This window comes from Serpentinimonas maccroryi, from assembly GCF_000828915.1.
Classification (GTDB): Bacteria; Pseudomonadota; Gammaproteobacteria; order Burkholderiales; family Burkholderiaceae_C; genus Serpentinimonas; species Serpentinimonas maccroryi.
The window spans coordinates 958,572-976,482 of sequence record NZ_AP014569.1; the positions used below are offsets into that span (position 1 = coordinate 958,572).

Below are 17,911 nucleotides of genomic sequence, written 5' to 3' on the forward strand. Positions count from 1 at the left end.
CGATTTTCGTAGCATAACTGATTGGTGCCGAATCACCGTCTACCCAAGCCGCGTTCATCGGTCGGCGGCAATCCCCCCAAGGGTGCCACCCTAGGCGCGAAACACCCGCGTTGCCTCCGAAAAAAATAGAACGGCGGCCTTGAGCAACACAACGCCACGCCTGAGATCGTGGCGCCAATTGTGTCATTTTCTCAAGCGATAATGGCTGCGTGAACCACGCACCAGAACCGATATCGTTCGAGCTTCCAGCCAAAAAAATCAGCACCCAACGGGCCAGCCGACCCATTGTCGGCGCGGCGGCGGCGCTGTCGATCTCGATTCCCCATGCCATAGGCGTCGGGCTGCTGGCTTTTGCGCCGTTGGCCACCCTGGGCTCGTTTAGTTTTCTCGCTCTGTGGTCGGCAGCTGTGCCTGGGGCCTTGCTCACGCTGCTGGCGCGCAGCAAGGGGGTGGTCTATGGGCCCTCGACGGCCGTGGCGCTGCTCTTTGGCGGCATGTTGGCCTTGGTGATCGATGCCGGCGCAGCGGCGTCCATAACTGCCGCACAGGCGCTGGCGATCACCGGCGTTTTCGCCGCGCTGGGTTTTGTGTTGCAAAGCCTGATTGCTTGGAGTGGCTTGGCCCGCATGGCGCGCTTCATTCCGGTTGCGGTGACGCAAGGTTTTGCGGCCGGGGTGGGCTTGTCGCTCATTTTGGCGCAGATCAAGGGGTTGTACTTCATCAGCGGCGCGCACTGGGGCGCGTTGCTGGGCTGGCACGTAGGGATCGCAATGGCTGTGGTGGCCCTCAGCCATGTGTTGCAGCGTCTGTGGCCGCGTTTTCCCACGCTGCTGATCGCCGTCACCCTAGTCGCCTTGCCGTGGCTGTTCTGGGCCCCCGGAGTCGAGCTGCGCATGGCGGCCGAGCAAGCGGTTTTTATGCTGCCCGTGGTGCCCGACTGGTGGGCTGCGCCGTGGTGGTTGGTGATCGACCGGGTGGGTTTTCAACTTGCATCGCTGGCTTTGTTGATGGCGGTGGTGAACTCGCTCGAGGTGTTGGTCTATCACCAGCATCTGGAGGTTGAGCACGGACAACGCACTGCGCATGGGCCGGTGTTGGGGCGCGAGGGGTGGGTGGGGGTGGGCTGTGCGCTGGTGGGCATGATTCCGGCCTCGACCAGCTTGTCGCGCTCGCTCACCGCACTCTTTTACACGGGCAAACCGAGCCTGCGGGCCGGGCAGTGGCACGCGCTGGCCATGATTGCCGTGGCCGTCAGCGGCTATCTGTGGCTGCCTTGGGTGCCGATGGCGGTTTTGATGGGGGCGCTGCTGATCACCGGTGTGCGCATGATTCCGCCTCCTCTGTGGGGGCTGTTCCAGACCCGCGAGGGCCGTGGGGGGCGCCTGCAGGCTTGGGTGGTGGCCTTGGTGTTCGTGGGCTCCAGCGGTGCCTTGGCGTTGCTGGCGGGTCTGCTGGTGGCCACTTTGGATCTGCTGCGCGCCTCGGGGGAGCACGCCATCCGGCGCATTCATCTGGAAGGCAAACTGCGTTCGCGCCACGTGCGCGGGCCACAGGATGAGGGCTGGCTGGCGCCACGCATGGCCACGGTGGCGGTGTTTGAGCTGCAAGGCATCGTCTCCTTTGGGGTTGCAGCCCAAGTGGTGGAGCAGGTGCGCTCCCATCTGAATGGGCACCGCTGCGTAATATTGGATGCCTCGCGCGCGCCCTCTTGGGACGAAACCGGCTGCCTGCACCTGATCGCCTTGGCGCACGAGTTGCAGAAGCAAAACGTGGCGCTGCTGCTGTGCGGCGTGCACGGTTTGGCGGCGCAACGCATGGCCCGGTTGCACACCTACATCGACCTTGACCACGCCCTCGAATGGGCCGAAGACCAGATTCTGGCCAGCCGCCCTGCAGCGGCAGCTCAGGCGGATTCGGCACAGGCGGATTCGGTGCAGGCGGATTCGGTGCAGGCGGATTCGGTGCAGGCGGCGGCGCTGGGGGAGTTGAGCGACGGGCTCGATCCCGCGCAACAAGCGGCGTTGCGTGCCCTGATGAACAGCCAGCGCTATGCGCCGGGCGCGGTCATCATCCGCCAAGGTGAGCGCGAGCGCACGCTGCTGTGGGTCGCAGCGGGTACGGTGACACTCTCGACCTCTGAAGTACCAGAACAGGGGCTGCGTTTGTCGGTGATCGGGGCCGGGGCGGTGTTTGGCGAAATGGCTTTCCTGAACGGGATCGCCCGCACCGCCTACGCCCACGCCGGTGCCCACGGTGCCGTGCTCAGCAGCTTGTCGTGGGAGCGCTTTCAGCAATGGAGCCGCGACGACCCCGAAGGCGCATTGCTTTTCATCACAGCCCTGGCGCGCATGGGCATCCGGCGCCTGGGGGGAATCTCACAAGAGCTGCGCGCCGCCATGGAGTGATGATGGGGCTTTGGCCCGACCTTGAGGCGGCGCGGCGGCCCCCAGCCATCTCCCGACCGAACAAAAAAACCGTGGGCAGCTCCAGCGGCAGGCGCGGGCGGTGTGGCTTCCAAGCGCCGACACTGGCGCTGTGGATGGCTTGCTGCGGCAAGCCCAAGCCCGCGCACAGCGCCAGCCGCGTCTGGGCTTGCAGGGTGGTCAGCAGGCTGTCGAGCAGCGCTGGGTTGCGGTACGGGGTTTCGATGCAGATTTGCGTCTGGCCGCTGCGCAGGGCCAGTGCCTCGAGCTCGCGGATGCGCTGCACGCGGGCCGTGCTTTCTTGCGGCAGGTAGCCCACAAAGGCAAACCGCTGCCCATTGAGCCCGCTGGCCGCCAGCGCCAGCATCAGCGAAACCGGCCCCACCAGCGGCGCCACGGGCAGGCCCAGCTGGTGCGCGGCGCGCAGCACCGAGGCGCCGGGGTCGGCGATGCCGGGCATGCCGGCTTCGCTCACCAGCCCCACGTCGTGGCCCTGCAAGGCTGGGGCCAGCAGGGCGGTGGCGTTGTGGCCTTGGTGGGGGTCGTGGTCGCCTTTTTTGTGCACCTCGCGCGGCAGCTCGACGATCTGCTGCGCTTGCAGCGGCTGCGACAGCGGCACCACCTGCCCGACGCGCTTGAGGAAGGCGCGCGTGCTTTTGGCGTTTTCGCACACCCAGTGCTCCAGCCGCGCAGCGGTCTGGATGGTGAGCAGGGGCAGGCTGTGCTCGAGCGGCGGGGCTGCCTCTGCCGGGTCGAGGCAGCCAAAGTCGAGCGGGGTCGGCACCAGATACAGGGTGCCCAGCGGCGCGCTGCGGCTCATGGCAACGCCACGCCGGCTTGGCGCAGCAGCTGGGCGGTGCGGATCAGGGGCAGGCCGATCAGGGCGGTGGGGTCGTCGCTTTCGATGCGCTCGAGCAAGGCGATGCCCAGCCCCTCGCTTTTGGCGCTGCCGGCGCAGTCGTAGGGTTGTTCGGCCTGCAGATAGCGCTCGATTTCATCGTCCAGCAGCGGGCGAAATTGCACCCGCACCGGCGCCAAGGCGCTGCCGCTGTAGCCGCTTTCGAGGCACACCAGCGCCACCGCAGTATGAAAGCACACGCTTTGGCCGCTCATGCGGCGCAACTGGTCGCGGGCGCGTTCGTGGTTGCCGGGTTTGCCGAGGGCTTGTGCGTGCAACTCGGCGACTTGGTCCGAGCCCAGCACCAGCGCCTGCGGGTGCCGCTCGGCCACCGCCTGCGCCTTGGCCAGGGCCAGCCGCTGGGCCAGCGCGGCCGGGGCTTCGCCGGGGAGCGGGCTTTCATCGACATCGGGCACCACCACGGCGAAGGGCAGTTGCAAGCGCTGGAGCAACTCGCGCCGGTAGGGCGAGCTCGAACCCAAAATCAAAGGGCGGTTGAGTGCGCTTGCCAAAGCGGCGGCGGGCAGGGCGGGAGAGGGCGAAAAGGGGGAGGAGGGTGCAACGGTCATGCGCCCATTATCTGATCTGCTTGCAGCCTACTTCAGGCTGCCGGCCAAAAACTGCGCCAGGCGTTCGCTTTGGGGTCGGGCCAGCACCTCGCGCGGGTCGCCTTGTTCCTCGATGCGCCCTTGGTGCAGAAAAATCAGGTGGTTAGACACTTCGCGTGCAAAGCCCATCTCGTGCGTCACCACCACCATGGTGCGGTGCTCCACGGCCAGTTGCTGCATCACGCGCAGCACCTCGCTCACCAGTTCCGGGTCCAGCGCGCTGGTGGGCTCGTCGAACAGCATCACTTCGGGCTCGACCGCCAGCGCGCGCGCAATCGCCACCCGCTGCTGCTGGCCGCCGCTCAGGTGCGCCGGGTAACGGTCTTCCACCCCGCTCAGCCCCACGCGCTCTAGGTACAGGCGCGCCGTCTGCACGGCCTGCTCGCGCGGCAGCTTGAGCAGGTGCACCGGCGCCTCGATGATGTTTTGCAGCACCGTCATGTGCGCCCAGAGGTTGAAGCTCTGGAACACCATCGCCAGCCGGGTGCGCAAGCGCTGCAACTGCTGCGCGCTGGCGGCCTCGAGCTCGCCGGTGCGCGTGGGCCGCAGGTGCAGTTCCTCACCGGCCACAATGATGCGCCCTTGGTGCGGCTTTTCCAGCAGGTTGATGCAGCGCAGCAGCGTGCTCTTGCCCGAACCCGAGCTGCCGATGATGCTGATCACGTCGCCGGCGTGCGCCTTGAGCGAGACGCCCTTGAGCACCTCGTGGCTGCCGTAGCGCTTGTGCAAGTCGATGACTTCGAGCTTGGATGGGGTGGGGAGCGACATGGATGCAAAGGAGGGGGGTTAGTGGCTGCGGGGCCGCAAGTGGCCCAGAAAGCGCCATTCCAGCGCCTTGAACACCCCCACCAGCATAAAGGTGATGCACAGGTAAATCGCAGCGGCGAACAGGAAGGCTTCGAAGGGCAGAAAAAAATCGGCGTAGATGCGGCTGGCCGCGGCCGTGAGGTCGATCAAAGCCGGCACCGTGCTGGCCAGACTGGTGCTGTGCAGCATCATCACCACCTCGTTGCCGTAGGCGGGCAGGGTGCGGCGCAAGGCGCTGGGCAGCACGATGCGGCGCTGGATCTGCCAGCGGCTCATGCCCATGGCTTGCGCGGCCTCGAGCTCGCCGGGGGCGGTTTCGCGCATGGCGCCGGCCAGCATTTCGGCGGTGTAGGCGGCGTTGTTCAGGGCCAGCGCCAGCAGGGCACAAAAAAACGCGTCCTTGAACATCGTCCAAGGCCAGACGGCATCCCAGCGCGCCTGTATCCATTCGAGCTGCGCGATGCCGTAGTAGATCAAAAAAATCTGGATCAGCAGCGGCGTGCCGCGGATGCAGTAGGTGTAGGCGCCGGCCAGCCAGCGCAGCGCCGCCACCCGGCTGGTGAGCGCCAGCGCCAGCAGCAGCGACAACGCACCGCCAAAAAACAAGGAGCCGGCCAGCAGCCAGAGCGTGGTGACCAGACCCTCGGCGTACAGCGCCAAGGTCTCGGGCAGCAGCAGCACGTCCCAGTTCACAGGCTGACCTGGGTGCTGCCCAGCGCGTAACGCCGGTTTAGGGCGCGCAGCGCCCACAGCGAAACGGTGGTGTAGGCCAGAAACACCGCCGCCGCCAGCAGCAAAAAGTAGAACGGTTCGCGCGTGGCGGCGCCGGCTTGCATGGCGTGGAAAGTCACGTCATGCAGCCCGATCAGGCTCACCAGCGCCGTGGCCTTGATCAGCACCAGCCAGTTGTTGGTGAAGCCGGGCAGGGCGTAGCGCACCATCTGCGGCAGCGTGATGCGAAAAAAGGTGCGCGCCGGGCTCATGCCAAAAGCCCAAGCGGCCTCGGCTTGGCCCTTGGGGATCGCCAGCATGGCGCCGCGAAAGGTCTCGGTCATGAAGGCGCCGTAAATGAAGCCGAGGGTCAGCACGCCAGCCATAAAGGGGTCGATGTTGACCTCGGCCTCCAGCCCCAAGCGCTCCAACAGCAGGATGAGCCCGATGGTGCCGCCGTAATAGACCAACAGCAGCAAGATCAGCTCGGGCACACCGCGCACCAACGTGGTGTAGGCCCCAGCCAGCGCCACCAGCGGCCGACGCTGCGAGAGTTTGGCCGCCGCCCCGAGCAAACCCAGCGCAATCGCCACCCCCAGCGATGCCAGCGAGACCGTGAGCGTCAGTTGCGCGCCGGACAAAACCGATAAAACGTGACCGTCCACTGCCACAGCAGGGTTAGTCGCCGTAGATGTCGAAATCGAAGTACAGGCGTGCAATCCGGTCGTACACGCCATTGGCGCGAATGGCCCGGATGGCGTTGTTCAGTTCGGTGCGCAGTTCGTCGCGTCCCTTGCGCAGGGCAATGCCCATGCCGTCGCCAAAGTAGCGCCGGTCGCGCAGTTCGGGGCCCACAAAGCCAAAGGCTCGACCTTCGGGGCGGTTCAAAAAGCCGGCCGTGACCTCGACCCGATCGGCCACCGTGCCATCCAAGCGCCCGGCCTGAATGTCGAGATAGACTTGGTTTTGCGCATCGTAGGGCACGATGATGGCACCAGCCGGGCGCAGCTGACTCATGGCGAAGCGCTCTTGGGTGCTGCCCTTGAGCACGCCGATGCGCATGCCGCGCAGCGAAGCGGGCCCAGTGAACGGGGTGCCGGTGCGCACCACGATGCCGCTGGGGGTGCTGTAGTATTTGTCGGTGAAATCGACCACGCGGCGGCGCTCGTCGGTGATCGACATCGAGCTGATGATGACGTCGTACTTGCGCGCCAGCAGGCCCGGGATCATGCCGTCCCACACCTGTTCCACGAACACACAGCGCCGGCGCATTTCGTTGCACAGCGCTTGCGCGATGTGCACGTCAAAGCCGGTGAGCTGGCCCGCCGGGGTTTTGTAGGTGAAGGGTTTGTAGGTGGCATCCACCGCCACCCGCAACACCGGCCAATTTTGGGCTTGGGCAGGCTGGGCGGCCGGGGGTGGGGGGGAGGGAGATACGGCCGGGTTTTGGGCCACGGCAAAACTGGACACAAGCGCCAGCAAGAGCGCAAAGAGTTTGAGCTTCATGAGAAAGAGCTGTCAAAAAATTGTAAGAATTCGTATTATGCCGCCCAGATCGGGCAGGTCTTTGAGCCCACTCCGAAACACCCGCAATTTAGCCCATCCACTGCCAAACTTCCATCAACGTGGCACCGCCAGCGGTGATCAGAAGCGCGAAATAGAGCAACGTGAGACACACGGCGGCATAGCCCAGCAGCAGCGCCAGCCCGTCGCGCTGCATCATGCCGGCCGACAGAAAGATCACCGCCAGCGCCGGCAAGGTGTTGCTGAAGGGGATGAGCCCAAAGGGCATCATCAGCAGCAGGCCGGCGAACACCAGCGCCAAGTTGTTGCACAGAGTGGCCGGGCCATGGCTGCTCAGCCACGGCCAGCGGTGCGGGCGGCTCAGGCGGTCGATGCGGTGCAGCCAGACCGTGGCGCGCTGCAGGCCGGCGCGCAGCGGTGCCGCCGCCAGACGGCGCCTAGCGATGCGCTGCGGCAGCCACGGTTTCCGCTGGAAGGTGCGCGTCAGGCCAATGAGCACGATCGCCAGCCCAAAGGCGGTGCTCACGCCCGGGATCGAGACCGGCACCAGAAAGATCAGCGACAAAAAGATCGTCAAAAGCATCAGGCTGTCGGGGCCCACGGCTTCGACGATGTCGTGCAGGGTCAGGTCTTGTTCGGGCAGGGTCGTGAGCACGCGCTCGATGTGCTCGACCAAGGTGTCGGGCGCATCAAGCGCATCGGCATCAGCAGCGGCGGGCATGCGTTCGTTCGTCATTTAACATAATACACATTATGGAACTTTAGGGGGCTTGGATCCAAGCCGTTCAGCGCCACACCGTGGCCGCGCTCACCCATGCGCCACGATCCGGTATGGCCCCCGATTATTCCGGAATCCGGTCTTGCTCTAGCTCTTGGCGCTTGAGGCCGCGTTTGAGCGCGGCATAAGCCGTCCACAGCAGCAAAGCCGCGCACAGGCCCAGCACGACGGCGCTGATTGGGCGCTCGATGAAGGTGCTTGGGTCGCCGCGCGACAGCAGCATGGCGCGGCGCAAGTTCTCTTCCATCATCGGGCCCAGCACAAAGCCGAGCAGCAAGGGCGCGGGCTCAAAGCGCAGCTTGAGCAAAACGTAGCCCAGCACGCCCAGCACGGCGGTCATGTAGACGTCAAACACGTTGTTGTTGACGCTGTACACGCCCAAGCAGATGAACACCAGAATGGCCGGATACAGCACGTGGTACGGAATGCGCAAAATCGAGACCCAAATGCCTACTAGCGGCAGGTTCAGGATCACGAGCATGATGTTGCCGATGGCAAAGCTCACGATCAGGCCCCAGAACAGCTCGGGCTGGGCGGTCATGAGCATCGGGCCGGGCTGGATGCCGTGGATGATGAGCGCGCCCAGCATCAGGGCCATCACGGCGTCGCCCGGTATGCCCAGCGACAGTGTGGGCACGAAGGCAGTCTGGGCGGCGGCGTTGTTGGCCGATTCGGGTGCGGTCACGCCTTCGATGGCGCCTTTGCCGAAGCGGCTCGGGTCTTTGGCGACTTTCTTTTCCACCGCGTACGACATGAAGGCGGCGATGCTGGGCCCGGTGCCGGGCAAAGCGCCCATGAAGCCGCCGATGCCCGAACCGCGCAACATGGGGCGCACCGATTGGCGCACATCTTCCCGGCTCGGGAGCATGGAGCGCAGAGTGATTTTTTCTTTGACCTCGCCGTCGCGCTTGAGGTTGACCGATGAGATCAGTTCGGCGATGCCAAACAGCGCCATGGCCAGCGCCACCAGGCTGATGGCGTCCATCAGTTCCGGGATTTCGAAATCAAAGCGCGGCACACCCGAATTGACGTCGGTGCCCACGGTGCCCAGCAGCAGGCCAAACAGCACCATGGCCAGCCCTTTGAGGGGCGAACCGGCGGCCAGCGTGGCGGCGGCGATCAGCCCCAGCAGCATGATCGAGAAGTATTCGGCGGCGCCAAACAGCAGCCCGACCTCGGCGATGCCGGGCGCAAACGCCACCAGCGCCACGATGCCCAACATGGAGCCGATGAACGAGGCCACCGTGGTCATGAACAGCGCCACGCCGGCCCTGCCCTGTTTGGCCATGGGGTAGCCGTCGAGACAGGCCACCGCAGACGATGGGGTGCCGGGCAGGTTGAGCAAAATGGATGCGGTCGAGCCGCCGTACTGGGCGCCGTAATAGACGCCGGCCAGCATCACGATCGCGGCCGTGGGCTCGAGGTGAAAGGTGATGGGCAGCAGCAGCGAAATCGCGGCCAAGGCACCGATGCCGGGCAGCACGCCGATGAGCGTACCCAGAAAAACGCCGATGAAGCAGTACAGCAAGATCTCGGGTTGCATCGCTGTCTGCAAACCCAGCAACAGTCCGCTGGCGATATCCATGGTGGAGCCTTAAGTTTTTTATAGTGTTTGTGGAGGGATTGGGGTGCTTTTTTAATGGCTCCAAGGCCAAGTGGGCAGGTTCATGCCCAAGCCCAGAATGAACACCAACCAAGTGACTGCGGCCACACCCAAGGCCGTGAGGATGCGGGTTTTGATGCCCACGGTGGCCAGCGACAGCGGCAGCGTGGCCACCATCACCATCACCATGCTGGTGAAAATCAGCCCCAATGGGCGCAGCAAAAAGGCAAATACCAGCAGCGACAGGGTGACGAAAAACAGGGCCTTGTAATCGAGCCCCAGCGGCCCGGCACGGGGGCGAAACAAGGCCGGCAGCGCGATCAGCAGGCCCATCACGGCCAGCCCGGAGCCGAGCACGATCGGGAAGAACCCCGGCCCCATGCTGCGCAGGCTGCCGAGGTCGAGGTTGATGTAGGCGTAGATGGCGGCAAAGGCGCCGATGGCCAGCATGATCAAGCCGCCTAAAAGGTCGTGTAGGTCTTTGTTGCGCATGGGGTGAGCCTTGGTAGGGTCTGAAGGTATCGGATACTGCCCAGATTGGAACCGCAAAAGGGCCGCCTTGGTTTAAGTAATTGCACGTATCGACTGCAGCCACCGCCGTACGCCTTGCTGCACAAGCGCGGCGATGCGGCAGCGGCAGCTAAGCGGGGTGTGTTTGGGCTGCGTTACCAGGTGCCGCGGCCCTGCTGCGCCCGCACGCTGGCGGCAATCGCTTCGGCCACGTCGGCGCGGCGCGCCAGCATGGCAAAGTCGATGGCGTTGAGGCCTTGCTGGTTGCGCGCCAGCGGTTCGGCGCCCTCGCGCAGCAGCAGCTCGACGACCTCGCGCCGGCCGTAGTGCGCTGCCAGCATCAGCGGCGTGCTGCCGTTGGGCGAGCGCGCGTTGATGAAGGCGTGGTGCTCCAGCAGCAGCTGCGCGATGGGCAGCGCCCGCTCGCCGTCGTGGCTGGCGGCGTAGTGCAGCGGCGTCCAGCCGGGGTGGTTGACTTGGGCGCGGCGCTCGAGCAGGCGCTGCACCAGATCGAGGTGGCCGCGGATGGCGGCGAGCATGAGCGCGGTTTCGCCCGCCGGGTTGCGCGCTTCGAGATTGAGCCCGGGCTGCTCGCTCAGGTGGCGCGCCACGCGCAGCGAATCGGTCTGAATGGCCAGCACCAGCGGCGGCACCAGATCGGGATTGGGTGCGTTGATATCGAAGCCGCGCAGTTGCAGCTCGATAATCGGGCCGACGTCGTCGCGGCTGATGGCCATGAAGAAGCGCTCGAAGGAGCCGGTTTGGGCCATTGCCGGGCCCGACAAAGCAGCGCAAAAAATAGCTAAAACAATTAGTTGTAAAAGCTTTTTCATGTGAGTTCGAGCGGCAGGCTGACGGCGCTGAACAGGCGCAAAAAATTGGCCGTGGTGGCCTGCGCCACCTGCGACAAGCTCAGGCCCTTGGTGGCAGCCAGCTGCTGCGCCACGTGGGGCACATAGGCCGGGGTGTTGAGCTTGCCGCGGTGGGGGGTTGGCGCCAGATAGGGGCTGTCGGTCTCGATCAGGCAGCGCTCCAGCGGCACCAGGCTCACCACTTGGCGCAGTTCGGCGGCGTTGCGAAAGGTGATGATGCCAGAGAAAGAAATGTAAAACCCCAGTTCGAGCACGGCCTGCGCCAGTTCGGCGCTTTCGGTGAAGCAGTGGAACACGCCGCGCGCCGGGGGCAGTTCGGGCGTGGGGTCGGCACCGGGCACAAAACCGCCCTCCTCTTTGAGGATGGCCAATGTATCGTCCGCCGCGGCGCGGGTGTGGATCACCAGCGGCAAGCCGCAGCGCCGCGCGGCGCGGATGTGCACCCTGAAGCGCTCGCGCTGCCACGCCATGTCGGCCACGCTGCGCTCGCCTAGGCGGTAGTAGTCGAGCCCGGTTTCCCCGATGCCGACCACGCGCGGCTGCTGCGCACCGGCCAGCAGCTCGGCCACGGTGGGTTCGTGCACGCCTTCGTTGTCGGGGTGCACGCCCACGGTGGCCCAGAGTTGTGGGTGCTGCTGCGCGAGTTCGAGCACAGCGGGGAAGGTTTCCATGGTGGTGCTGATGCACAGGGCGCCGCCCACTTGGGCTTGTTGCATGGCGGCCAGCACGTCGGGCAGCAGCGTGCGCAGCTCGGCAAAATCGAGGTGGCAATGGGAGTCGATGTACATCCTCGGCGCGATGCTTTCAAATGGTTTGGGTGGAGCGATCGGAGGCCAGATGGGCGCCCAAGATTTCTTCGATGCGGGCTTTGAGCTGCTTGGATTTTTCGTCGGCCGGAAAGCGCACGCCGATGCCTTGGGTGCGCGCATGTGCTGCGCCCGCGGGGGTGATCCACGCCACTTTGCCCGCCACCGGGTAGCGCTGGGCTTCGTCGGGCAGGGTGAGCAGCACGTACACGTCTTGCCCGAGCTGGTATTCGCGCACCGAGGGCACGAAGATGCCGCCTTCGGTGAACAGGGGGATGTAGGCCGCATAGAGGGCGGCTTTTTCCTTGATCGACAACTGGATGACGGTGGGGCGGGTGGCCGCCGGGGCTTCGGCAGTGCTCATGGGCGCGAGTGTAGCGCTTGGCGCGCGCGCAGCGCCCAGGCCTCGTGCAGCAAGGCGGCTTGAAAGGGGTGCTCGAGCGTGCGCGCAGCCTGCACCAGGTCGCGCTGCCAGGCGCTGAGTGCTGCCAAGGGTGGTGCGGGGGGCAGATCGGCAGCGGCAAAGAAGCGGGGTTCGGCGCCTACGGCGGCGCTCATCAGGTCGTGGCAGATCTGCTGCAGCAAGCCCATCTGCTGCGCCAGCGGCCACTCGCGCACGGGGCTCAAATCGCCTGCGGCCACGCGTTTGGGCAGGCTGGCCCACAGGGTGGCATCGAGGCCGCTGGCCAGCCACTGGCGCGCGGCTTCGGGGCGGCCACCGCTGGCGCGCCAAGCCGCCTGCAACTGCGGCTCCAGGGTGCCGGGCGCGGCGACCTGCGCCAGCCAAGCGAGCGCCTCGGGCTCGGTGGGCCAAGCCATTTGCTGCGTCAGGCAGCGGCTGCGGATGGTGGGCGGCAGGGCGTGCGCGGCTTCGGTGCTGAGGATGAAGCGCAGCCCCGCAGGTGGCTCTTCCAGCGTTTTGAGCAGCGCGTTGGCCGATTCGACATTGAGCCGGTTGGCCGGGTGGATCAGCACCACCTTGGCGGCGGCGCGCGAGGCTGTGACTTGGCTAAAGGCCAGCGCGGCGCGCACCGGATCGACGCGGATGAACTGGCTCGGTTTGAGTTCTTTTTTGTCGATCTTGTCTTGGGTTTTGGGGTCCAGCGGCCAGCCGAGTTCGATCGCCAGCACCTCGGGCAGCAGCACGAACAGGTCGGGGTGGGTGCGCACCTCGATGGCGTGGCAGCCGCTGCAAGCGCCGCAGGCGCCTTGGTCGCTGGGGCGCTCGCATAACCAGACCCGTGCCAGCTCGAGAGCCAGCTCGTACTGCCCGAGGCCGGGCGGGCCGCTGAGCAGCAGGGCGTGGCTGCGCTGCTGGCGCAGGCTGGCCAGCTGGCGCTGCAGCCACGGCGGCAGGGCTTGCCTCATGTGGGGCTCAGCAGACCGCGCCGCTGCACCACGGTGCACACCTGCTGCCAGACCTGCTCTAGGGGCAGGCTGGCGTCGATGCGCTCGAAACGCTGCGGCCACTGGGCGCAGCGCGCTGCGTAGCCGGCCGCCACGCGCTCGAAAAAGGCCTGCGGTTCGGCCTCAAATTTGTCGGGTGCGCGCACCCCGGCCAAGCGTGCGGCAGCGGTGGCGGCGGGCAGGTCGAACCAGAGCGTGAGGTCGGGTTGGCGCACCGTGCTGGCAGGGCTTGCGAGGTTGGCGGGGGTGTCGAGGCTGGATGGAGGGCTGGCCTGCACCCACTGCTCCAGCGTCTGCAGCACTTGCAAATCGAAGCCGCGGCCGTGGCCTTGGTAGGCAAAGGTGGCGTCGGTGTAGCGGTCGCACAGCACCACTTGGCCTTGTGCCAAGGCCGGTTCGATCACCATTTGCAGGTGGTCGCGCCGGGCGGCAAACATCAGCAACGCCTCGGTCAGGGCGTCCATGGGTTGCTGCAGCAGCAGGGTGCGCAGCTGCTCGGCCAGCGGTGTGCCGCCGGGCTCGCGGGTGAGCCGCACCGCCCAGCCTTGAGCGCGCAAGGCTTGGGCCAAGGGCTCGATGTGCGAGGACTTGCCGGCGCCGTCGATGCCCTCGAAGGTGATGAAACAGCCTGTAGCGCTGGCAGGTGGCTGGTGAGGTGCGGGAGGCGTCGTCATTGGTTGAGGATGTAGCGCCGAATCGCCACATTGTGCTCGGCGTAGGTGCGGCTGAAGGCGCTCGAGCCGTCGCCCCGGGCCACGAAGTACATGGCTTGGGTATCGGCCGGTTGCACGGCGGCCAAGAGCGAGGCCATGCCGGGCATGGCGATCGGGGTCGGGGGCAGGCCGGCGCGGGTGTAGGTGTTCCAAGGCGTGTCGGTTTGCAGGTGGATGCGGCGCAAGCGCTCATCGAACCCAGGCCCCAAGCCATAGACCACGGTGGGGTCGGCCTGCAGCCGCATGCCGATGCGCAGCCGGTTGTTGAACACCCCCGAGACCATCGGGCGGTCGCTAGGCAGCCCGGTTTCGCGCTCGATGATGCTGGCCAGAATCAGCGCCTCGTCGGGGTTGCGCAGCGGCAGATTGGGGTGGCGCTGCTCCCAGGCTTGGGCCAGTTGTCTGTCCATGGCCTGAGCGGCTTGGCGCAGCAGGGCCGAGGCCTTGGAGTTTTTGGGATAGACGTAGGTGTCGGGGAAAAACCGCCCCTCGGGGTGCTTGTGCGGCAGGCCCAAAAACCGCATGAGCTCAGCCGAGCTGGCTTGCGCGGGCAGGTCGTACACCAGCGCGTCGGCTTGCCGCAGCGCTTGCAGCACCTGATAGTAAGTCCAGCCTTCGAGCAAGGTGATGCGGCGCAGCGCCTGCTCGCCAGCCACCAGTTTGCGCAACAGCTCGCGTGGGCTGGTGTCGGGGCCAAATTCGTAGGTGCCGGCCTGCAGGCGGTGCGCCTGCCCAGAGGCACGAAACCACAAAAACAGCAGATCGGGCGAGGTTTGCAGCCCGCTTTGCACCAGCACCCGCGCCACCCCACGCGCCGAGGTGCCGGGCTCGATCACCACATCGACCACGCCCTGCGCCTGTGGTGCCAAGGGCAGCGGCCGCTGCAACCACCAAGCGGCCAGCGCGGCCAGCAACACGGCGCCGGCGATTGCGGCCAGCAGCAGCCATTTCAAGGTTCGGAACACGGATTAACACCTCTGAGAAAATCGGTGCCAGATGCAGCGACGCGCGCCATTGCGCGCCCTAGTGGACAATCTGGATTGCTTGCGATCATAAGTGACGCCCGCTTGTTGTGCCGCCGGGTCGCTGCGCCCAGATGGCGCACCGCGCACGTCCCAACCCGCACAAACCTTGTTCGCCTCCCGATAATCCCCCGCGATACCACTGCCCTCGATGAACCCCGATCACCCGCCCCTGCAAGACCCCGCGTCAGCACACCAGCCATCCGCTACCAGCCCTGCCAGCAGCCCCGATTTCGCCCCCGACGGCTGGAGCGGCCTCGCGCCCCTGCCCGCTTGGGGCGTGATCGCCGCTGAGGGGCCGGATGCGGCGAGCTTTTTGCACAACCAGTTGAGCAACGACTTTGCCCTGCTCGGCCAAGCCGAGGCGCGGCTGGCGGCGCTGTGCAACGCCAAGGGGCGGATGCTGGCCTCGTTCATCGGTTTCAAGCGCGGCCCCGAGCGCGTGCTGCTGTTGTGCGCGCGCGACCTGCTGCCGCAAACCCTGCAACACCTGCAGCGCTTCGTGTTGCGCGCCAAGGTGCGCCTGAGCGATGCCTCGGAGCGCTGCGGCCTGTGGGGCGCGGTGGGGGCGGCGGTGGCGGCCGACTTGCCCGCGCCCACCTGGAGTAAGCTCGACGCTGGGGCGCAGACTTGGGTGCGGCTGCCGGCGGTGGCGGGCTTGGGCCGGGCTTTGCTGTGCGTGGAAAGCGATGCGGGTGCCCATGAGCCAGCAGTACAAGCCCAAGCTCAAGCTCAATCCCAAGCCACCCCCCTGCCCCTAGCCCACTGGGACTGGCTGCAGGTGCGCAGCGCGGTGGTGTTGCTCAGCCGGCCACTGGTCGAACTGCTGGTGCCGCAGATGCTGAACTACGAATCGGTCGGGGGCGTGAACTTCAAAAAAGGCTGCTACCCTGGCCAAGAAGTGGTGGCGCGCAGCCAGTTTCGCGGCACCTTGAAGCGCCGCGCCTATCTTGCGCACTGCCCCAACACCGGCACCGGCACCGGCAGCGCCCCCATTGCTGGGCAAGCGGTATTCCACCCCAGCGACGCCGAGCAACCTTGTGGCGTGGTGGTGCAGGCCGCCGCGCACCCGGCGGGCGGTTTCGACGCCTTGCTCAGCTTGCAGACCAGCGCTGCCGACGGCCAGACGCTGCGCCTAGGCACACCCGATGGCGCGGCCCTGCATGTGCTGCCCCTGCCCTACGAACTGTTGGCCGATGTGTGAATGTGCCTGATCGCCTTGGCCATCGGCCAGCGCCCCGACTGCCCGCTGCTGCTGGCAGCCAACCGCGACGAATACTGGCAGCGCCCTACCCTGCCGCTGGCGGCGTGGCAGCTCGATAACGGCCAGACGGTGTATGGCGGCCGCGATCTGCTCGCCGGTGGCACCTGGCTGGGCTTTTCGGCGGCCGGCCGGGTGGCCCTGCTCACCAACGTGCGCGACGGCCAGCCCGAGAAAGCGGCGCGCAGCCGCGGCGAACTGGTGACGCGCTGGCTGGCTGGGCCGCCACCTCACACTGAACCGCCTAGCCCAGAAGCGCTTGGCCTGCCTGTGGGTGCCGCGCAGACCTTGCCCTTTGGCCCGCAGGCCTGGCACGATTTGCAGACCCTGCTGCAGCAGACCGACCCCAGCGCTTACGGCGGCTTTAACCTCGTGCTGGGCGACTGCGTCAGCGGCCACTGGTTTTGGCTCTCGAACCGCCCGCGCCGCATGGAGCGCGAAGGTTCAGCAGCAGCGACGCCGACTCCGGCGCCGATGCAGATTCCCAACCACGCCAGCCACGCCGCTGAAAAAGCCAGCGCATCCCCACTGCCCCTGAACTTGCCCCGCGACTTTTTGCCCCCCGGCTGGTGCGGCGCGGCGCTCCCTCCCGGCGTGTACGGACTGTCCAACGCCGCCCTCGACAGCCCATGGCCCAAGCTGCTGCGACTCAAATCGGCGGTCGCTTCCGTCTTGCAAGAGCCAACTTTGGCCTTGCACAGTGCAGCGTTGGCTTCCACCCCTGCAACCTTGGCCCAAGCGTGTTGGCAGACCCTGCTGCTCGAGGCGCTGCTGGACCGCTGCCCAGCCCCGGATGATCAGCTGCCTGCCACCGGGGTGCCGCTGGAGCTGGAGCGGCTGCTCTCGAGCCCCTTTGTGTGCATGCCGCAGCACGGCTACGGCACCCGCAGCAGCCTGATCGCGCGCTGGCTGCGCCCATCGGCAGCCAGCAGCCGGCTCGAAGTGCAGGAGTGGACACACCGGCCGCCAGCGCCAGTGCCGGCCATACAAACCACCAGCCTGACGGCCGCACCCACCCTGCAGAACCCAGCGCCCCAGCCGCACGCAAACCCTCGCGCGCCCCATCCTTCGCTGCTGACCCAGAGCGGCTACAGCAGCCTTTGCATCTCGATGTGGGGAATGCCCACTTCGTCGTAGGGTTGGCCCAGGGCCTCGAAGCCCAGGCGCTGGTAAAAGCCTTCGGCGCTGCGCTGCGCGCTCAGGCGCAAGCAACGGTCGCCGCGCGCGCGCGCCGCCTGCGCGAGCTCGCTCAGCAGCTGGCGGCCGACGCCGGTGCCGCGCAGCACCCGATGCACCGCCATGCGCCCGAGCTTGGCCACCCCGGCTTGGGCGGGCAGCAGGCGCGCCGTGGCTACCGGCTGCCCGAGCCGGTTGTAGGCCACCGCGTGCAGGCAATCGGCGTCGGCGGCGTCCCATTCGTCCTCGGGTGCAATGCCCTGCTCTTGCACAAATACCGCCGTGCGCACGCGCTGCGCGTCGGGGCCGAGCGTGTCCCAGCTGCCCCGGCGCAGATCCAGCACCGACTGGCCCGCCTCAAAAGCTTCGATGAGCGCACGCAAGGCCGCAGGCACGGGGCGCGGGCGCTGTGAGCTGGGGTCGGCAAACACATACACCAGTTCGCCCAGCGCCAGCGGCTGGCCGGCGCGCAACACGGCGCCGCGCAGCGTCATCGAGGTGTTGCCCAGCCGCTGGCAGGCCAGCGCCACGTCGAGCTGGTCGTCCATGCGCGCCGAGGCGTTGAACTCGAGCGTGCTTTTCTTCAGATACAGCTCACCGCCGAGCTGCGCCATCGCGTCTTCGTAGGGCAGCGCGAGGGCGCGCCAGTACTCCGAGATGCCGAGGTCGAAATACGCCAGATAGTGCGCATTGAAGACGATCTTTTGCATATCGACTTCGGACCAGCGCACCCGCAGCCTATGCGAAAAACGGAAGTTTTCTGGGGTCATTTTTTAAAAAATGAGGAGCTGG

At 66.4% G+C, this 17,911-nt stretch carries 19 protein-coding genes; 3 read left to right on the forward strand and 16 right to left on the reverse strand.

The features are described from left to right. The first annotated feature begins 209 nt into the window (after positions 1-209). Positions 210-2,405 carry a cyclic nucleotide-binding domain-containing protein gene (locus SMCB_RS04535; protein WP_052468422.1) on the forward strand — a complete coding sequence of 732 codons (2,196 nt, stop codon included), beginning with the start codon at positions 210-212 and terminating at the stop codon, positions 2,403-2,405. Here SMCB_RS04535 and SMCB_RS04540 read toward each other — a convergent pair. The 15 genes from SMCB_RS04540 to mltG form a co-directional block, all read right to left on the reverse strand. Further along, positions 2,332-3,243, reverse strand: a complete 912-nt coding sequence (locus SMCB_RS04540; protein WP_171820280.1) for an SAM-dependent methyltransferase — start codon at positions 3,241-3,243, stop codon at positions 2,332-2,334. The genes SMCB_RS04535 and SMCB_RS04540 overlap by 74 nt on opposite strands. Then, complete coding sequence (locus tag SMCB_RS04545) at positions 3,240-3,890, reverse strand: Maf family protein (RefSeq protein ID WP_082027231.1); 651 nt, start codon at positions 3,888-3,890, stop codon at positions 3,240-3,242. Before SMCB_RS04545 ends, SMCB_RS04540 begins: the two co-directional genes overlap by 4 nt. 27 nt (positions 3,891-3,917) lie before the next feature. Beyond that, positions 3,918-4,697, reverse strand: coding sequence for an ABC transporter ATP-binding protein (locus SMCB_RS04550; RefSeq protein ID WP_045535390.1), 780 nt, complete (start codon positions 4,695-4,697; stop codon positions 3,918-3,920). Positions 4,698-4,715: 18 nt separating this feature from the next. Then, on the reverse strand, positions 4,716-5,429 hold the full coding sequence (locus SMCB_RS04555; protein ID WP_045535392.1) for an ABC transporter permease: 714 nt from the start codon (positions 5,427-5,429) through the stop codon (positions 4,716-4,718). After that, the gene (locus SMCB_RS04560) at positions 5,426-6,112 is read right to left on the reverse strand and encodes an ABC transporter permease (protein WP_045535394.1); all 687 of its coding nucleotides are present in this window, start codon (positions 6,110-6,112) and stop codon (positions 5,426-5,428) included. The genes SMCB_RS04555 and SMCB_RS04560 overlap by 4 nt, the downstream gene beginning before the upstream one ends. A 13-nt stretch (positions 6,113-6,125) precedes the next feature. Beyond that, on the reverse strand, positions 6,126-6,953 hold the full coding sequence (locus tag SMCB_RS04565; protein ID WP_082027233.1) for a transporter substrate-binding domain-containing protein: 828 nt from the start codon (positions 6,951-6,953) through the stop codon (positions 6,126-6,128). An 88-nt stretch (positions 6,954-7,041) separates the two neighbouring features. Beyond that, complete coding sequence (locus SMCB_RS04570; protein ID WP_052468423.1) at positions 7,042-7,707, reverse strand: exopolysaccharide biosynthesis protein; 666 nt, start codon at positions 7,705-7,707, stop codon at positions 7,042-7,044. Positions 7,708-7,813: 106 nt separating this feature from the next. Then, entirely contained in the window at positions 7,814-9,334 is a 1,521-nt protein-coding gene (locus tag SMCB_RS04575) for a tripartite tricarboxylate transporter permease (RefSeq protein WP_045535397.1), read from the reverse strand. 51 nt (positions 9,335-9,385) lie between these two features. Continuing rightward, a complete protein-coding gene (locus tag SMCB_RS04580) occupies positions 9,386-9,844 on the reverse strand; it encodes a tripartite tricarboxylate transporter TctB family protein (protein ID WP_045535399.1) in 459 nt (152 codons plus the stop codon). 173 nt (positions 9,845-10,017) lie between these two features. Further along, the gene (locus SMCB_RS04585) at positions 10,018-10,632 is read right to left on the reverse strand and encodes an ankyrin repeat domain-containing protein (protein ID WP_171820281.1); all 615 of its coding nucleotides are present in this window, start codon (positions 10,630-10,632) and stop codon (positions 10,018-10,020) included. 59 nt (positions 10,633-10,691) lie between these two features. Next, a complete protein-coding gene (locus SMCB_RS04590) occupies positions 10,692-11,522 on the reverse strand; it encodes a TatD family hydrolase (RefSeq protein WP_045535403.1) in 831 nt (276 codons plus the stop codon). A gap of 16 nt (positions 11,523-11,538) precedes the next feature. After that, positions 11,539-11,904, reverse strand: a complete 366-nt coding sequence (locus SMCB_RS04595; protein WP_045535405.1) for a PilZ domain-containing protein — start codon at positions 11,902-11,904, stop codon at positions 11,539-11,541. Further along, complete coding sequence (locus tag SMCB_RS04600) at positions 11,901-12,908, reverse strand: DNA polymerase (RefSeq protein ID WP_045535407.1); 1,008 nt, start codon at positions 12,906-12,908, stop codon at positions 11,901-11,903. The genes SMCB_RS04595 and SMCB_RS04600 overlap by 4 nt, the downstream gene beginning before the upstream one ends. Continuing rightward, entirely contained in the window at positions 12,905-13,621 is a 717-nt protein-coding gene (gene tmk, locus SMCB_RS04605; protein ID WP_045535409.1) for a dTMP kinase, read from the reverse strand. Before tmk ends, SMCB_RS04600 begins: the two co-directional genes overlap by 4 nt. Beyond that, on the reverse strand, positions 13,618-14,625 hold the full coding sequence (gene mltG / locus SMCB_RS04610) for an endolytic transglycosylase MltG (protein ID WP_144400274.1): 1,008 nt from the start codon (positions 14,623-14,625) through the stop codon (positions 13,618-13,620). Before mltG ends, tmk begins: the two co-directional genes overlap by 4 nt. 208 nt (positions 14,626-14,833) lie before the next feature. On the opposite strand from mltG, the gene ygfZ reads away from it, so the two are divergent. Together ygfZ and SMCB_RS12135 are read left to right on the forward strand one after the other, a co-directional pair. After that, positions 14,834-15,886 carry a CAF17-like 4Fe-4S cluster assembly/insertion protein YgfZ gene (gene ygfZ, locus SMCB_RS04615; RefSeq protein WP_082027234.1) on the forward strand — a complete coding sequence of 351 codons (1,053 nt, stop codon included), beginning with the start codon at positions 14,834-14,836 and terminating at the stop codon, positions 15,884-15,886. After that, a complete protein-coding gene (locus SMCB_RS12135) occupies positions 15,887-17,080 on the forward strand; it encodes an NRDE family protein (RefSeq protein ID WP_052468424.1) in 1,194 nt (397 codons plus the stop codon). Here the strand turns inward: SMCB_RS12135 and SMCB_RS04625 are convergent. After that, positions 17,032-17,889: a YbgC/FadM family acyl-CoA thioesterase gene (locus SMCB_RS04625; protein ID WP_045535413.1), complete on the reverse strand. Its 858-nt coding sequence runs from the start codon at positions 17,887-17,889 to the stop codon at positions 17,032-17,034. The genes SMCB_RS12135 and SMCB_RS04625 overlap by 49 nt on opposite strands. Positions 17,890-17,911 lie beyond the last annotated feature (22 nt).

Coding starts and splice junctions, on each gene's coding strand:
- SMCB_RS04585 (WP_171820281.1), bottom strand. CDS start 10,632: ATGGCCCAAACCGGCTCCTTCGAGCGCTTCTTCATGGCCATCAGCCGC.
- SMCB_RS04545 (WP_082027231.1), bottom strand. CDS start 3,890: ATGACCGTTGCACCCTCCTCCCCCTTTTCGCCCTCTCCCGCCCTGCCC.
- ygfZ (WP_082027234.1), top strand. CDS start 14,834: ATGAACCCCGATCACCCGCCCCTGCAAGACCCCGCGTCAGCACACCAG.
- SMCB_RS04580 (WP_045535399.1), bottom strand. CDS start 9,844: ATGCGCAACAAAGACCTACACGACCTTTTAGGCGGCTTGATCATGCTG.
- SMCB_RS04595 (WP_045535405.1), bottom strand. CDS start 11,904: ATGAGCACTGCCGAAGCCCCGGCGGCCACCCGCCCCACCGTCATCCAG.
- SMCB_RS04600 (WP_045535407.1), bottom strand. CDS start 12,908: ATGAGGCAAGCCCTGCCGCCGTGGCTGCAGCGCCAGCTGGCCAGCCTG.
- SMCB_RS04550 (WP_045535390.1), bottom strand. CDS start 4,697: ATGTCGCTCCCCACCCCATCCAAGCTCGAAGTCATCGACTTGCACAAG.
- SMCB_RS04625 (WP_045535413.1), bottom strand. CDS start 17,889: ATGACCCCAGAAAACTTCCGTTTTTCGCATAGGCTGCGGGTGCGCTGG.
- SMCB_RS04570 (WP_052468423.1), bottom strand. CDS start 7,707: ATGACGAACGAACGCATGCCCGCCGCTGCTGATGCCGATGCGCTTGAT.
- SMCB_RS04565 (WP_082027233.1), bottom strand. CDS start 6,953: ATGAAGCTCAAACTCTTTGCGCTCTTGCTGGCGCTTGTGTCCAGTTTT.
- SMCB_RS04575 (WP_045535397.1), bottom strand. CDS start 9,334: ATGGATATCGCCAGCGGACTGTTGCTGGGTTTGCAGACAGCGATGCAA.
- tmk (WP_045535409.1), bottom strand. CDS start 13,621: ATGACGACGCCTCCCGCACCTCACCAGCCACCTGCCAGCGCTACAGGC.
- SMCB_RS12135 (WP_052468424.1), top strand. CDS start 15,887: ATGTGCCTGATCGCCTTGGCCATCGGCCAGCGCCCCGACTGCCCGCTG.
- SMCB_RS04540 (WP_171820280.1), bottom strand. CDS start 3,243: ATGAGCCGCAGCGCGCCGCTGGGCACCCTGTATCTGGTGCCGACCCCG.
- SMCB_RS04590 (WP_045535403.1), bottom strand. CDS start 11,522: ATGTACATCGACTCCCATTGCCACCTCGATTTTGCCGAGCTGCGCACG.